Source organism: Mycobacterium noviomagense (assembly GCF_010731635.1).
In the GTDB taxonomy this organism is placed as follows: Bacteria; Actinomycetota; Actinomycetes; order Mycobacteriales; family Mycobacteriaceae; genus Mycobacterium; species Mycobacterium noviomagense.
On sequence record NZ_AP022583.1, the window covers coordinates 2,217,642 to 2,231,457 of the forward strand.

General features: G+C 63.1%; 14 protein-coding genes. 4 read left to right on the forward strand and 10 right to left on the reverse strand.

What is annotated here, in order from left to right; genetic code table 11:
* Nucleotides 1–22 precede the first annotated feature (22 nt).
* The gene (locus G6N15_RS10180) at nt 23–1,189 is read left to right on the forward strand and encodes a zinc-dependent alcohol dehydrogenase (protein WP_083089482.1); all 1,167 of its coding nucleotides are present in this window, start codon (nt 23–25) and stop codon (nt 1,187–1,189) included.
* Between the two features lie 4 nt (nt 1,190–1,193).
* Here the strand turns inward: G6N15_RS10180 and G6N15_RS10185 are convergent, their stop codons facing one another.
* Nucleotides 1,194–2,594 carry a sulfatase family protein gene (locus G6N15_RS10185; protein ID WP_232070445.1) on the reverse strand — a complete coding sequence of 467 codons (1,401 nt, stop codon included), beginning with the start codon at nt 2,592–2,594 and terminating at the stop codon, nt 1,194–1,196.
* A gap of 282 nt (nt 2,595–2,876) precedes the next feature.
* Here G6N15_RS10185 and G6N15_RS10190 point away from each other — a divergent pair, with 282 nt between their 5' ends.
* Nucleotides 2,877–3,080, forward strand: a complete 204-nt coding sequence (locus tag G6N15_RS10190; protein WP_083089477.1) for a hypothetical protein — start codon at nt 2,877–2,879, stop codon at nt 3,078–3,080.
* 11 nt (nt 3,081–3,091) lie between these two features.
* On the opposite strand, the gene bluB is transcribed toward G6N15_RS10190, so the two are convergent.
* A complete protein-coding gene (gene bluB, locus G6N15_RS10195) occupies nt 3,092–3,763 on the reverse strand; it encodes a 5,6-dimethylbenzimidazole synthase (RefSeq protein WP_083089475.1) in 672 nt (223 codons plus the stop codon).
* Between the two features lie 89 nt (nt 3,764–3,852).
* Between bluB and G6N15_RS10200 the strand changes: the two genes are divergently transcribed.
* Nucleotides 3,853–4,185, forward strand: a complete 333-nt coding sequence (locus G6N15_RS10200; RefSeq protein WP_083089472.1) for a hypothetical protein — start codon at nt 3,853–3,855, stop codon at nt 4,183–4,185.
* Here the strand turns inward: G6N15_RS10200 and G6N15_RS10205 are convergent.
* A complete protein-coding gene (locus G6N15_RS10205) occupies nt 4,173–4,655 on the reverse strand; it encodes a mitochondrial porin family protein (protein ID WP_083089470.1) in 483 nt (160 codons plus the stop codon). The genes G6N15_RS10200 and G6N15_RS10205 overlap by 13 nt on opposite strands.
* Nucleotides 4,656–4,749: 94 nt before the next feature.
* Here G6N15_RS10205 and G6N15_RS10210 point away from each other — a divergent pair, with 94 nt between their 5' ends.
* Nucleotides 4,750–5,406: a phosphatase PAP2 family protein gene (locus G6N15_RS10210; RefSeq protein ID WP_083089467.1), complete on the forward strand. Its 657-nt coding sequence runs from the start codon at nt 4,750–4,752 to the stop codon at nt 5,404–5,406.
* Nucleotides 5,407–5,590: 184 nt separating this feature from the next.
* Here the strand turns inward: G6N15_RS10210 and G6N15_RS10215 are convergent, their stop codons facing one another.
* From G6N15_RS10215 to G6N15_RS10240, 7 genes are all read right to left on the reverse strand, one after another.
* Nucleotides 5,591–6,550, reverse strand: a complete 960-nt coding sequence (locus G6N15_RS10215; RefSeq protein WP_163748017.1) for a hypothetical protein — start codon at nt 6,548–6,550, stop codon at nt 5,591–5,593.
* A 300-nt stretch (nt 6,551–6,850) separates the two neighbouring features.
* Entirely contained in the window at nt 6,851–7,429 is a 579-nt protein-coding gene (locus G6N15_RS10220; protein ID WP_083089465.1) for a hypothetical protein, read from the reverse strand.
* Entirely contained in the window at nt 7,426–9,615 is a 2,190-nt protein-coding gene (locus tag G6N15_RS23585) for a DUF5632 domain-containing protein (RefSeq protein WP_308203550.1), read from the reverse strand. The genes G6N15_RS10220 and G6N15_RS23585 overlap by 4 nt, the downstream gene beginning before the upstream one ends.
* Nucleotides 9,612–10,079, reverse strand: a complete 468-nt coding sequence (locus G6N15_RS10230; RefSeq protein ID WP_139798055.1) for a hypothetical protein — start codon at nt 10,077–10,079, stop codon at nt 9,612–9,614. Before G6N15_RS10230 ends, G6N15_RS23585 begins: the two co-directional genes overlap by 4 nt.
* A gap of 1,007 nt (nt 10,080–11,086) precedes the next feature.
* Nucleotides 11,087–13,045 carry a TNT domain-containing protein gene (locus G6N15_RS10235; protein WP_083089980.1) on the reverse strand — a complete coding sequence of 653 codons (1,959 nt, stop codon included), beginning with the start codon at nt 13,043–13,045 and terminating at the stop codon, nt 11,087–11,089.
* Nucleotides 13,046–13,381: 336 nt separating this feature from the next.
* Nucleotides 13,382–13,516, reverse strand: coding sequence for a putative alpha/beta hydrolase (locus G6N15_RS23790; RefSeq protein ID WP_372506519.1), 135 nt, complete (start codon nt 13,514–13,516; stop codon nt 13,382–13,384).
* Nucleotides 13,498–13,812, reverse strand: coding sequence for a DUF2563 family protein (locus G6N15_RS10240; RefSeq protein WP_083089985.1), 315 nt, complete (start codon nt 13,810–13,812; stop codon nt 13,498–13,500). Before G6N15_RS10240 ends, G6N15_RS23790 begins: the two co-directional genes overlap by 19 nt.
* Nucleotides 13,813–13,816 lie beyond the last annotated feature (4 nt).

A 13,816-nucleotide genomic window follows, 5' to 3' on the forward strand; every position in this document is an offset into this window, starting at 1 on the left:
GCTGACTACAGGAGGAATATCGATGCGAGCGCTGTGCTGGAACGGGGTCAACGAGCTATCGGTGGAAACCGTCGACGACCCAATGCTGTTGAACCCGCACGACGTCATCGTCAAGGTCGGGCTCACCACCACCTGTGGGTCGGATCTGCACTTCATCGACGGATACCTGCCCGGCATGCGAGCCGGCGACGTTTTCGGCCATGAGTTCATGGGCGAAGTCGTCGATGCGGGCCGCGAGGTGACTGACACCCGCGTCGGAGACCGCGTCGTTGTTCCGTCCTTCATCGCCTGCAACCGTTGCTGGTATTGCCAGCACGACCTGACCTCGCTGTGCGAAACCACCAACCCGAACGCCGAGTTGCAGCAACCGATTCTGGGCTTTCCGACCGGAGGTATCTACGGCTACACCCATCCGTTCGGGGGATACCAGGGTTCGCATGCCGAGTACATCCGGGTGCCGTTCGGCGACGCCAACTGCTTTGCCATCCCCGACGACGTCACCGACGAACAGGCGCTGTTCTTGTCCGACGCGGTGCCTACCGGATACATGGGTGCCGACTTCTGCGAGATCGACGCGGGCGACACCGTGGCGGTGTGGGGAGCGGGCGGTGTCGGGTTGATGGCCGCACGCAGCGCGTTGCTGCGGGGCGCCGAACGGGTGATCATCGTCGACCGCATGCCCGAAAGGCTTTCTCTAGCAGCGAAACTCGGCGCTGAAACGGTCGACTACACCGCAGTGGACAGCGTGCAGGAAACACTGCGGGAAGCCACCGGCGGCCGCGGTCCTGATGCCTGCATCGAGGCCGTCGGCATGGAAGGACACGGCACCGGCCTGCAGCAGCTCTACGACCGCACCATGCAACTGCTGCGCCTGCAAACCGACCGCGCCACCGCGCTTCGCCAAGCGATCTTGGCCTGCCGCAAGGGCGGCATCGTCGCTGTACTTGGTGTCTACGGGCTGACCGACAAGTTCCCGATGGGTGTCGTCACCAACAAAGGGCTGACCGTGAAAACGGCTCAACAACACGGGCATCGCTACATCCGGCAGTGCTTCGACTATGTGCAGCAGGGCGATCTGGACCCGTCGGTGCTGATCACCCACGACCTGCCGCTCGAAGACGGCGTCCGCGCCTACGACATGTTCAAGAACAAGCACGACGGCTGCATCCGCGTCGTCCTGCGGCCTTGAGCAACTAGTGCTCGGTGTGTTTGACCTCTTCCTCGATACCGCGATCCGCGGCGATCGCCGAGCGGCTGGTCGGCGCCCTGTGATGGATCTGGATATAGGTTTCGGTGTAGCGTTCCGAAATCCGGGTTCCGGCAAATTCCGACGGGATGACGTCGCCGGTCTGCTGGCGCCAATCATTAAGGCGCACAGCTAAATCGGCCGCGACTGCCTGCGCGCCATCCGGGTTGGCGTCGGTCAGCAGGTTGTTTGCCTCAGCGGGATCGGTGCGCAGATCGTAAAGTTCACGCTCGGGTCGTGACGCCGCCACCAGCGGTGCGACCACTTGCCCGGACGGGCTTTCTTCGATATCCCACGGCAGGTCCAGCAGCGGCCGGCGTGCGTAGTTCTCGATGTAGCTGTAATCCTTTGTGCGAATTGCACGAATGGGGTCGAACGAGTCGTGATAGGTCTTCATGGTGTACACGTGATCGCGTGGCGGCGCGGTGTGCGTGTCGGTCGCGAGAATGCTTCGCGCGTGCGACACGCCGTCGACGTCGGCGGGCGGGTTGACGCCGAGCAGCTCGAGCAACGTGGGCACCAGGTCGACCCCGCTGAACAGCTCGTCGTAGACGCGCGGCGCCACCGCCAGCCGGGTCGGTGGTCGGATGATCATCGCGATGCCGGTGCCGGCGTCGTAGAGCGTGGATTTCGCGCGGGGGAACGCCGGGCCGTGATCGGTGAAGAACACCACCCACGTGTTGGCGTCGAGCCCCGTGTCGGCGAGCGTATCCAGCAGTTGGCCGACGGCGGCGTCGGCGGTGGCGATTGACCCGTAAAAATCTGCCAGATCCTGACGCACCTCCGGGGTGTCGGGCAGGTAGTCTGGCAGCTTGACTTCGGCGGCGTCGGCCGGTTGATAGCGGTCATGCGGGTAGGGCCGGTGCGTTTCGAAGAATCCGGCCGTCAACAGGAACGGGCTGCTGCCGTCGTGGTCGCGCAGCCAACCCTGCGCCTTGTCGATCACGTACTCGCAGTACGAGTTCGACACGTCGAACTCGTCGAAGCCCAGCCGGCTCGGATACGATGTCTCATGCTGCATTCCGAAAAGTGCTGAGTACCAGCCTGAGTCGGCCAGAATCTGCGGCAGCGTCCGCACTCCCGAGCGGTACTCCCAGCCGTGGTGGGCCAAACCGACCAGGCCGTTGCTGTGCGGGTAGCGGCCGGTGAACAGTGAACCCCGCGACGGCGAGCACAGCGGCGCGGTGGCATGGGCGCGGGTGAAAAGGATCCCCTCGTGTGCCAGCCTGTCTAACCGGGGGCTGGACACGTCGGTGTGGCCGTAAATGCCTAAATAGCGTCCCAGGTCATGCCAGTGCACGATCAGCACATTGTCGCGCCGGGGCTGCGTCGCATCGCGGTCGCCGATTGCCGTCACGTCCCTAGCTTGCATCGGCGCGCCTTAGGGTTCGCTGTGGCCCCCTTTTTCCAGCCGTGATTTTTATCGAGGACCACGCTGATCGGTACTCGGCGGCTGGCAGGTGCTGTCGGACAATACGCAGGTTGTGGTCGCATCGCGCGGCTTGGCCGCTGCTATCGGTCGGGGAGCCGGCGTGCCCGCCGACCCGGCGCCGCTCGGTGGTGAGAAGGGCGGTCTCGTAACCTTCGAGCCTCCTGCGACTGTTGACAACCTCGGCGGAAGGAGTTGGCCGTGGCATCGTTTGTCGTGCATCTGGCCAGCGGCGAGTCGCTGACTGTGGACGGCGAATTCAGCATCGGCGGCAATGGCGTGCTCACCGTTGTGCGTAGTCAGCTCCCGCGTCCCGCGGTCACTCTTCATTTCGCACCGACCGCGTGGATCTCCGTCGAGACGACTGCTCAGCCGCCGTTGGCCGCGGTGGCCGCCGCCCAATAGCGGCCGTCGGTCTACTCGGGTTGCGTCGCGGTCGCGGGGACGCCCCAGCCGTTCTCTGAGACGAAATCCGTCAGCGGCCGCGCGAAAGCCCAGCCGTCCAGTTCCAGTGCCGGCCGATCCGGAAATTCGGGCACGGGGCCAAGGCACAGTATCGCCACCGGTTCAGCGTCGGGCGGCATCGACAGCAGTGCGGCCAGCCGCTGCGGGTCGAACAGCGACACCCACCCCATGCCGAGCCCTTCCGAGCGAGCCGATAGCCACAGGTTCTGGATGGCGCACGACACCGACGCCAGGTCCATCTGCGGCAAAGTCCGCCGCCCAAACACGTAGGCATCTCGGCCGTCACACAGCGCCACTACGAACAGTTCTGCGCAGTCGAGAACACCCTCCACCTTCAGCCGCAGAAACTCTTGGGCGCGTGGTCCCAGCGCCTCAGCGGTGAGCAGCCGCTCCTCGTCGACGAGGGCGTGGATGCGCCGCCGCAATGTGTCGTCGGTGATGCGGATGAACCGCCACGGCTGCATCAGCCCCACACTGGGTGCGGCATGCGCGGACCGCAGCACTCGGGATAACACGTCGTCGGGAACGATGCTGCCGGGCACGAACCGGCGCATGTCCCGGCGTTCAGAGATCACCCGGTAGACAGCGGCCCGCTCCTGCGGGCTGAACGCGTGACCGGTCATGCGGCCATCGTAGAAACCGCGATGCCTATCGCGTGGGAGGCCGAGGGCGCGGCAAGATGAGACCCACTCGGCGGACGGGGAGCGGCGCAATGAAAATCCCAGACATCTTCGACCAGTTGCCCACCGATGACGTGGTCGGGCGCGTCTTCGGCGAGCCTTTCCAGACGGGGGACGGCACCACCCTCATCCCTGCCGCCCGGATTCGTGGTGGCGCTCGCTTCGGCGACGGCTTGACGGCTACGCCGCTCGGGGCGTTCGTCATCCGCGGCGACAAGACGTCCTGGGTGGGAGCCGTCGACGTGAACCGGATAGCGCTGATCGGCGTGATCACCGGTCTTCTGGCAGCGGTGATCGGCAGTCTGGCGGTGCTGCGCCGCCCGCCGTGGCCGGATCTGCGAGGCTCGCTGCGTCAGGGACTGTAGGCCACACCGACCGCCCGGAACACGTATTCCGGGGGCACGTCGAACGCCAACGAGCGGCGCGGCAGCCCGGTGAGCACGTCACCGGGAATGGTGGCCTTGTAGTGCAGCGACAAATGACCGCTGAACCGCGAGTCGACGCGTGCGACGTCGAGTTCGACGTGCAGACCGGTCGACGCGACCTCGGCCGTTGCGGGGCCGGCGTGCGCCTCGTCCCATCGCACATCGACCGTGGGGCCGGCCAGCTTCGGCAGCGACGACAGCGTGGCCAGCACGCGTTGCGACGTCAACACCAGCGACCCCACGTAGCTGGCGACGCTGTGCGACGAGCGCAGACCGGGGATGGCGCCGCTGAACCGTCGGGTCACGGCGACGTAGTCGGCGAGGTAGATCAAGCCCTCGGCTTTCACCTCTTCGCGGAGGTCGTCGGGCAGCTTGCCGATCCCGAACAATCTGCGGACGAAGACTGCCATCAATCCAGTATGACGTCGGGTGCCCGACAAAGCGTTGGCCGGCGGGCTTTGGCTGGCGGTCAGGTAAGGCTGTCGTCCTGGTAGAGGTATAGCCATGCCTTCACTCCGGTCGACGGTCGTGACCGTTGCCATGGCTGTGCTCGCGGCGGTGGTGTATGCCGTGATGTGGGTGGGCTATCGGCATGGTTGGGGTTGGCTCGGATCGGCCGACACGTCGTCGTTGCAGGCTCTCTATGACGTCGGTGTCAAGCATCCGCTGTGGGTGCGCTTTTGGGACGTGGTGTGCACGGTGTTCAGCCCGGGCGCGTTTGAGCTGCTGGGTGTGGTGGCTGCGGTAGTCGCGCTGGCCAAGCGTCTGGTGCGGGAAGCGTTGTTTTTGGTTGCGGTTACCGAATTCAACGAACTGATCACGCACGTCGCCAAGCATCTGGCCCATCGTCCACGGCCGGCGACGCCGCTGGTCCACGCGTCGTCGTCTTCGTTTCCATCCGGGCACGCAGTGGGGGCCATGGCCGTCGTCTTGGCGTTGCTGACCATGCTGTTCCCCATACTTGGCCGGTCGATGCGCGTGGTTGCCGCGGCAGTGGGCGTGCTGATTGTGGTGGCCGTCGGATTCGGGCGCGTTGCGCTGAACGTGCACCACGTCTCCGACGTGGTTGCCGGCTGGGCGTTGGGTTATCTGTATTTTCTGTTGTGCGCGTTGGCATTTCGACCGAGAGCGCTCACGCGGGCTGGCGCGCTGAGGCGTTGAATCGAATGCCGCAGGGCGTCCACTTGTCATGGCCGGTGGTGGCGTTTCCTGAGTCGCCGTCGGCGTCACGGATAGCCCACTGCCTCTGGTCGATGTGATCGAGCTACCGAAGCCGAATCCGCAATGCCGATAGGAGTTGAACAACTGCACAGCTGATCCAGGAACCGTCGAGTCGGCAATACGCTCAGCGGGTTTGGTCCGCATCCTCCTCCGGCTTGACATCGGGGGCAAGGATTCGCCGTGCGGCCACCGGCTTGCCATGGACGCGCTTTGTTACTTCCGGTGCGGATGGCGGCGTGACCATACGCCCCTGGACAGGTGCACCATTCTTCACCGAAGGTGGAACAACACGTTTGGTGTCCGCCTTGGCGTCGTTACCTGTCGCCCCACCTCCGTGCATGGCACCCGGTGGCACCATCGGCATGCCGGACATTCCTCCTCGCGGGCCGCCCGTCTGCTCGGAAGGGCTTGGCGGCACGGGTGGTGGGGTAGGTGACGACATTGGGACCGTTCCGGCTGACGGAGCAGGCGGCGGCCCAAGCATTGCGGTCGGGGTGGTGCCGCCCAAGGCTCCGCCCGCTCCGCCTGCGGCGCCTGCCAATTCAGCTGCTCCACCACCCAGTCCGCCGCCAGCGCCAAGCAACTCACCCGGTAGGGCCTCAGCCGCTGCAGCGCCGCTACCTGCTCCATGCTGCAGCGCCCCCATGCCTGCCTGCATGGCTTGCTGACCCACTTGGGCGATTTGTTGCGGGACCTGCATCAGCGGGTTCATTAAACCGCCTAGGGCACCAGCGGCTGATTGGGCAGCACCTGTAGCCATCTGCGGCATCTGCTGGACCATCTGAAGCATCTGGTTCGGATCGCCGACGCCAGCAAGTTTCGATGCCGACTGCTCTTCATTGGCAGGGAATTTGGTTGTGGCTTCAGCGATCTTCGCTTCGCGTTCGGCGTGCCCGTCCTGCGCAGCGGCGTTGTCAGCTGGGTCGCCTCCGTTGGCGGCCAGACCCACCGCTGCTAGCAACGCATCGAAGGACGAACGTACCGGGGCCACCGGGTCGGAGGTGATCGGTGGCGGCGGAACATTCAACCCGTGCGCGGCCAGCCATTTCTCAAGTTCGAAAAGTAGGTCGTCGCCATTGCTCATCGCGCCGCTCCTCCCGCTGCCGGCTGGTCCAACCGTGAAACCAGTCGAACTGGTAACTTCCCCAGTCGCGTAACCCTTGACCCGTGTGCCGATACCTGCGAGCAGCCGCTAATTGTGCTAGCTGGCGTCGACAGTGTCTGGCTTCAGTTAAGCATGTGACCACAACTGACGGCGAGTCATTCATCGAGCATCGTGCGGTTATACGGCCCATCCCGCGCCTCCCGAACTGCCGGGATAAAGACCAGATAGCGGTGAATCTCCGCTGGCCGCTCGCACAAGGAGAGTCATTTGGCAAAGCATTCAGTCCAGCGGAACGGTTGTGTCGACACGGCGGGCGGCTAAGAAGTCGGCAACTGTGGCTCCTGGGCAGTGCTGGTCGATGAGACGTTGAGTCTGCGCGTTGATTTCGTCGACCGCACTAGCTACGCGCATGAGCAATTCCGTTCGGCTGATTCCGGCTTCCCGCAGCCTCGTTGGCGCAGCTGTGAGTAGGGCTAGATGCTCCGTGAGCGGAGCGATTATTTCGAAGATGCGCTCGTATCCTGCTTGGGCGATTTTCTTCAGGTCAGCGTAGTAACGGTCGTTGAGCTCAGCCCTGGCATTCTCCCGGTTCAGGGTGTCGATGACCACCGGGTCGACGGTTCCGCCTTCGGCTTGCAAGCGCGCGATTTCTTTTGCGTAGATTTTCCGGCGCCATCTCCAGGCGAGATCCTGATCGGCTTCGGCGGTTGACATGACCAAATTGACGGCCATGACGTACCCGGCTACGGCTTGATCGACCGGGGAATCCCCGCCTGGGACGTCGTCGGGCGTAGAGGTGGCTGGTCGAGGGTCGGCGGCAGCGGCGGCCAGCAAGGCGCCCAAGTCCATATCGGTCATCGAGCGATGCTCTTCGTCGCTCCGGTATGGCAGGCCAGAAACCAGGCCAGGTGGTAGTTGGCGACCGTTTTGTCGCCGACTACCAGCGCGTCGATGGCGGCCATCAATTGCCAATTGCCGATTTGCTCGTGATTGACACGATCGGGGTAGCTTTCAAGCACCTTGGCACTCAATTTCGCCAACTCTTCGTGGAGCACCTCTACTTCCTTCTCGACAACGCCGGTGCCTCTGAAGGCGGCGATAGCCAACGTGTGGGCGAGCCGGGGCAAGCCGTCGCGCCAATGAGTTGCTTGGTTAAGTTCCCAGCCCAGTTCTTCGATTTCCGGTGCGTGCCGCGGCCGCGGCGAGGTGGGAACCGGCTCGTCGCCTTGGGCGGGCAAAGAGTGGATAGGACTGTAGCTGGCGACGACGCTCACCTCGCCCAGCAGGGATTCGATTCCGCCGCGGCGGCGCGCCGGCTCGAGCAAGCTGACAGCGGCGGGCAGTTCGACGTCGGGTGGTATCCAACCGTTCGCCAGATCGGTCACTAATACCGTTGTGCCATCCGGGCGTTCGCCAGCGGCCCAGGCCAGCCGTGGTTCCTGGCGCGCCACAAAGTCCACAAGCCGCTGCAGCCGGGACCGCGCGGTCGCCTCGGCCGACGAAGCGCCCGCGACGGCGCCGGCCGCGGTGGCAGCGACGGTTTGAGCGCCCAGGCTCGACGAAGACGATGATCCCGCCGATGTCGACGGTGTGGTTGGTTGCCTCACCACAGCGGATTGACCAATGTTGGTTTGTGCGCCTGTTGGGTGGACCGGTGCCGATCCCGGTGCTGCGGCCGCGGGTGACGGCGGGGTAGGCGATGGTGCAGGTGTCGCAGGGGCTGCTGCAGCCGCAGGCCGCAGGTCGGCACCGTAGGCGGGCAACGGACCCGGGGTGGGCGGAGGTGGGGCAGGGGCCATCGCCGGGCCGGCCACCATCGGCGTGGGCGGCGGAGCTTCTGGCGCTGCTGCATGTTGGACCGGCGGAGGCGTGTCATACATGGGCGCGTGCACCGGCGCGTTGACTGCTGCCGTCGGCGTGGTCGGCGCGGTCGGTGGTGCCTGAGCCTCCGCTGGTGCTGTTGGAGCGGGAGGCATTGCGCTCTCGGCCAACGACCCCGGTGCACCTGCTTGCAGGCCCTGGTCGAAACTGTGCATCAAACTGGCCGGAGTCAACCCTTGGGGAGGGCCCTGTGCCGTGGTGAGCGGAGTGCCCGGGAGCGATGTTGGAGTAGAAGGTACCGATGCAGTGCTTGGCAGCGACGGGCTACCCGTGGCGGAGAACGATGGCGCAGCGGACGGGACAGGCGCTCTCGGCACGGGCGGCGCCGCGGGTGGCTGTCCGGGCTGTCTTAGATAAGTGTCAGGGGTACTTGGAATTCCGCCGGTTGCTGGCGGGAGTGGCGCGGCAGGCGCGGCTTGTCCGGGCTGCCTGGAGTAATTGTCAGGTGTACTTGCAGGGGTGCCAGTAGCTGGTGCGAGTGGTGGTGAGGGTGCGGCCTGTCCGGGCTGTCTTAAATAATTGTCAGAGGTAGATGTAGGTGAGCTGGGTTGGCCCAGCATGCTCTGCACTTGCCGTTGAATGGTATTTTCGTCTGGCTGTGGGTACAGGCTCTGGAGATCTATGCCATGGGATTTGGCAAACACGTACGCCGACTGGCCGCCCTCCTGGTTTAGAACACTCTGCATCGCGTCGATCACGTTGGCGCCGTACTTTGCTGCAGCCTGATTCGCTTGCCGTTGGCTGTCGGCGACCACACCCACAATTTTTGCAAGCTTCGTCGCCGCCGGCTCTTTCGACGTCTCGATGTCTTCTATCTGCTTATTGCCATGTGCCGCCAGTTCACGCAATTCGGATTGGAGGCTCTCGGCATTGTCGCGCGCGGTGTTATACATGTCCTTCTTGGCACCATTTTTTGAGGCTACTTCGCGAGCGTGGTTTTCTCCTTGCTGGAGCTTCTCACGCGTATCGTCCGCCGTTATGCCCTTTTGCTCGGGCAGCGCACCTGTGCGAGCTTTGAACAAGTTGTCCGCAAGATGGTTGTATCCCGTTTCGACGTTCGAACGGTTATCTGCACCGACGCCCATGGCTGCCAGTGCAGTGTCGTAGGGCCACTGAGGGCCGACGAGCAGCAAATCCCATTTGCCTTGTGGAAAATCACTCATGCGCACATCCGTTCGATCGACGCCGACACAGTTTTCTCTGTTTGTCGTGCGGAGTCGATTTCGGGATGGCTAACGTCAGCCATGTAATCGACCGCAAGCAACTGGTACACATTCGCGAGTTTGCGAACCGCCTGGGCGAGATCGGGGGGAGTTGCGGGCTCATCAACCAGGGCTGTCGTTAGATACCTGCTGCCACTATCGAGTGCCAGCCATCCCCCCACGGCTACTGTCTGTTTCGCGACCTGATCGTCGCCTAAGTACAGTGATCTGCCCAATTCGTTTGCATGGTGCACTTTCTGGTAGGCCGCACATACATTTGCTTTCGCCTCGCTGACTTCCTGACTTGTAAAGGTTGGCGCCGCCGGAGCAGGAGGTGGTTTATTGCCCGGCGTTGGACGAAACCAGGCGCCGATCGCGATGCCACCAATTACCGCGAGTGCGGTCACGAGCAGAATGCGCTTCACCCACTGCGATGGCTGCCGTGCCGTTGGCGGCCCTATGGGTGGCCATGGCGGTGGCACTGCCGATGGGCCCGGAGGTCGTGCAGATGGCGGGGGCGGCAACTGCGACATGGACTTGATCGTATCGCTCCTTCGCGATCACGGTAGTCACGTCTCTCGTGGCAGCTAGTTCGGCATTGCGTGGCGTCAATATGTTCCTGAATCCATGGCGGTCAGTGTGGCTCCCCTAGCTGTTGCCGAGACGCCGGCGCCTTCGGGTCTATAAAATGTCCCGCGCTAACCGTGTGAAATATTGCCGAGGCTTATTGCAGAATGCCTTTTGAGCGCGTGGTCGGACGGTGTTTCGAGACGAACATGCCGGGCGAAGCGACATCAGGGACCTCAAATGCAGGGTGTACTTAATCGTTAGATAACAATTCGCGGTCTGCAACGCACCGCATGGCCACAGGTGGAGGCTTGTGTCGTCTATGTATGCGGGAATGCCGAGCCTTGATCCGCTTCTATTTTCTAGCCTATTCGCACAACATCGATGGACTATTTGAGGCCCTCCCGTATCATCTGCTCAATCTCCTCAACCGATTTAGTCATCAGATGACTGAAAATAGTGGCGTTAACGACAGATAGTATGGCGCAATCATCATTCGAACAAATCTCATGGCCTCCCTCGGCCTGAGAAACTCTGATATCACGCGCGTATCCGCGCCTGGCAAGTTCGACGCCTAATGACCCAGATGCAAGGCTTTGACACGCGGTCGTTGCCCAGTCCCAGATAAGGTACTTCTCCGTGAGATCGAAACTCGATAGCTTAGCGGCGCCATTCCGCCGCTGTCCGCGGTCGTTTACAGTGTCCACTATCCACCAAGTTTCATCATTGCGGAGATGAACAGAATAGTCAGACGATCTGAAGAGGATTCGGCAGTCACTACAGTCCGTCGAGACAGAAATATTGCCGCCGCCCATTGCAGGTGCCCACTGGTACCAGTGCATCGACAACCGAGCAAAATCCACCACTAGTTGGTCCTCCTAAGAAATCCCCACCTGACCAGCTCTTCGACGCTACCACTGTTCCCGAATTCGTCGATTATTCGATACTGAGTGGCTCCACCAGGTTGATGAAACCATGGTGCTGCTTGGGACTGTTCTATACGCCAGCCAGGAGGAAGCGCGTTGGGGTCGTTGACGACGTATTTGAAATAGGGTTTGAGCGCGCTTTCTGGCGGAAGTGAGAGCTGGGCGAAGGGAGTTCCTTCCGGAGCCAGGTAGGCACCGCCCGGATAGCCGAAGCGGCCCAGCTCTGTCCCCGCCGGTAGGTGAGCATCGGGGATGACAGTGCCAGCTATGGCGTAGGGCTTGCTCGCAATACTGTCGTCCGGGTAGATGAGGCTACCGTCGGCGGCGGTGAATTCTGGACCCGGCTCGACGGGATGGTATCCCTCGAATAGCGGCGAATCGTGCGGTAAAGGTTGTGGGACCTGACCGGGCGGGTGGGGAACCTCCGGGCCGGCGCCCGGCAGTGCCGGTTCGTGCGTCGGCGGTGAAGCGGGATGCTCGGCTGCAGTTAACGGACCCGGGTGCTCGGCGGTAGGGGCGACCGGAGAGTGCGGCATCGAAGCTTGCTCGGCAAGGTTTTGCGCAGCACCTGCTGCCCTGGTCTCGGCCGCGGCGAAGGCTCGGGGCAAAACGTTGTCTGACGTGATACCAGCGCTAGAGGCGAGTCCTTCGCGGGTGAAAAGGGTCTTCAGGCCTTGCCAGGCGGCCTCGCCACCTGCCTTGAGTTCGGGCGCTCCAACCGCCAGGGTGACGGCGGTTAGAAGCGGTTCATCGGTGGCTTGGGCGCGGCCGGGGTCGAGCGTGCGAGTGCCTACAAGCTTTCCGTCCTTGAAGGTGTAGTAGGTACCCGTGCCCTGGTCGAAGATTTCGCCGGTGCCGTTCTTAAGCTGGCCGGTGACCTGTACTGGCTGCCCGTCGGCGGTGTAGCCGAACAGGAAATGGCCGTCGGGGCTGGAGCGCATCGCCGACGGGTCGACGTTGTTGTAATCGGGCAGATTGCCGAGGGTGTTCAGGGCATCGGCGAGGTTTTTCTTGAGCTGGGGCAGACTCGCCAAAGCGGCCTGTCCCTCGGGCGAGCCTTGGCCTTTGGTGTAGGCGGTGGCCAGTGCGTCATCGATGGCCTTCTGCGCGGCTCGCACCTTGGCCATCTGATCGACGACGGCCTGATTCGTGACCCGTCTGATGTCGGCTAGTTCGCTGGCCTCTAGCCCAGATGGTGGAATGTTCCCAGGGTCTTGATTTTTGGTCTCTTCCGCGTCGACTGCTTGGATCGCAGTCGGGTCGTATCCGTCAGTGCGCAGGCTGGCCGACGCCCGCTGCAGGTAGTCGGAGTAACCGGCGCGGATTGACTGCAGCTGGGCCAGGGTGGACGCCGTGTCGCCGATGGCTTCCTGCTCACAGTCGGCGATGTATTGTTCGAGCCTCGATATGTCGTCTTCAAGATCGGCGATGTCGTCGGGGTCGTCGGCTTCGGCAAGCAGGTACGCATCGTAGTTGATGAGTTCTTCTGCTTGGCCGATCCAGTCGTCGAGCGTTTTTAGTCGGTCGTCGAGAGTCGAAATCAGCACCCCGCAGGTTCGCTGCGCCTCCGCTAGCGTGGCGGCGACGTTTTCCAAATCAACAGCGATCTTGGGCAACTGGGCGGCCTGCGCCCCAAGCGACTGGGTAACTCGCTGCACCTCCGCAGAGTCGTTGATCGGATGCTGGCAGCCCTCCCGATTCCAGGACGACTCAAACCGGCGGCGGGCATCCGCGAATGCGCGATCGGACTCGGCGGTCGATTGACCCGCGTTGCGAAACGCCTCCGCCAGATCGGAAATCTGTGCCGGGCGGCCGGCTTGAAGGCTGTGGTTGATTGCCCACGGGTCGCCGCCGGCTGCGGCGATCAGCTTTCCGAGATCTATGTGTTGAAGTTGCACCTCACCGCGTCCAGCATCTACTTCTGGCGTTCGTGATATCGGTGGACGCCCACTCAGCCGTACCGACCTGGCCGTTGATGCTACGGGTATTCGGTGAGCTCGCCGTCTCGTCGTGGTGGGTGCGGAGTTGGCTGACCGCTCCGAGGCATTCAAGCGGTCCGGCGAACACGACGAATAATTCGCCGAGCGGTGACGTCCCGTAACGGGTTACGAACCCCAACATCGATATGCCTCCCGCCATGTACGGATCGGCCACGGCGCGCCGCGGTGACACGGTGTCGACGACTATCCCTATCCCTATCCGAAACTGCCATTAAGGGAGCGACGACACATTCCTTAGCGGTTTGGTGCCAGAAACGTTGTGCCACAGAACATCGCAGCACAGCCGCTTTGGGAGCTGGCATCCACCTGCCACGGGTCGCCACGGGCCGCGGCGATGAGCAGCGGGACGCTTATGTAGCGGAGTTCCACCGCACCGCGTCCAACTTCACCGTATTGCGGTCCTCCATATCGGTGAACGCCGTAGCAGCGGTACGGGCCTTGTTGGCGACGTCGCTGAGGGTCTGTTGGTGGGCCCGCAGTTTCGTAGTGTGGTGAGTGTGTGCCTGACTGACCGCCTCGTGGAACTCGTGCGCCGCCGGGAAGTCGCCGAACATCCCCGCCACCGCAGACGTGCCCGCCAGGTGAGCGGCGCCGTCACCGGCATGCCCGCCAGCGCGGTGGGAATCATCGGCTCCCGAATGCAGCAACCCAGTGTCGATGAACATCGTG

What these genes read in the sequence shown, in the direction of transcription:
- G6N15_RS10200 (WP_083089472.1), top strand. Translation starts at nt 3,853, where the DNA reads ATGAAAATCCCAGACATCTTCGACCAGTTGCCCACCGATGACGTGGTC.
- G6N15_RS10180 (WP_083089482.1), top strand. Translation starts at nt 23, where the DNA reads ATGCGAGCGCTGTGCTGGAACGGGGTCAACGAGCTATCGGTGGAAACC.
- G6N15_RS10205 (WP_083089470.1), bottom strand. Translation starts at nt 4,655, where the DNA reads ATGGCAGTCTTCGTCCGCAGATTGTTCGGGATCGGCAAGCTGCCCGAC.
- G6N15_RS10210 (WP_083089467.1), top strand. Translation starts at nt 4,750, where the DNA reads ATGCCTTCACTCCGGTCGACGGTCGTGACCGTTGCCATGGCTGTGCTC.
- G6N15_RS10220 (WP_083089465.1), bottom strand. Translation starts at nt 7,429, where the DNA reads ATGACCGATATGGACTTGGGCGCCTTGCTGGCCGCCGCTGCCGCCGAC.
- G6N15_RS10240 (WP_083089985.1), bottom strand. Translation starts at nt 13,812, where the DNA reads ATGTTCATCGACACTGGGTTGCTGCATTCGGGAGCCGATGATTCCCAC.
- G6N15_RS23585 (WP_308203550.1), bottom strand. Translation starts at nt 9,615, where the DNA reads ATGAGTGATTTTCCACAAGGCAAATGGGATTTGCTGCTCGTCGGCCCT.
- G6N15_RS10215 (WP_163748017.1), bottom strand. Translation starts at nt 6,550, where the DNA reads ATGAGCAATGGCGACGACCTACTTTTCGAACTTGAGAAATGGCTGGCC.
- bluB (WP_083089475.1), bottom strand. Translation starts at nt 3,763, where the DNA reads ATGACCGGTCACGCGTTCAGCCCGCAGGAGCGGGCCGCTGTCTACCGG.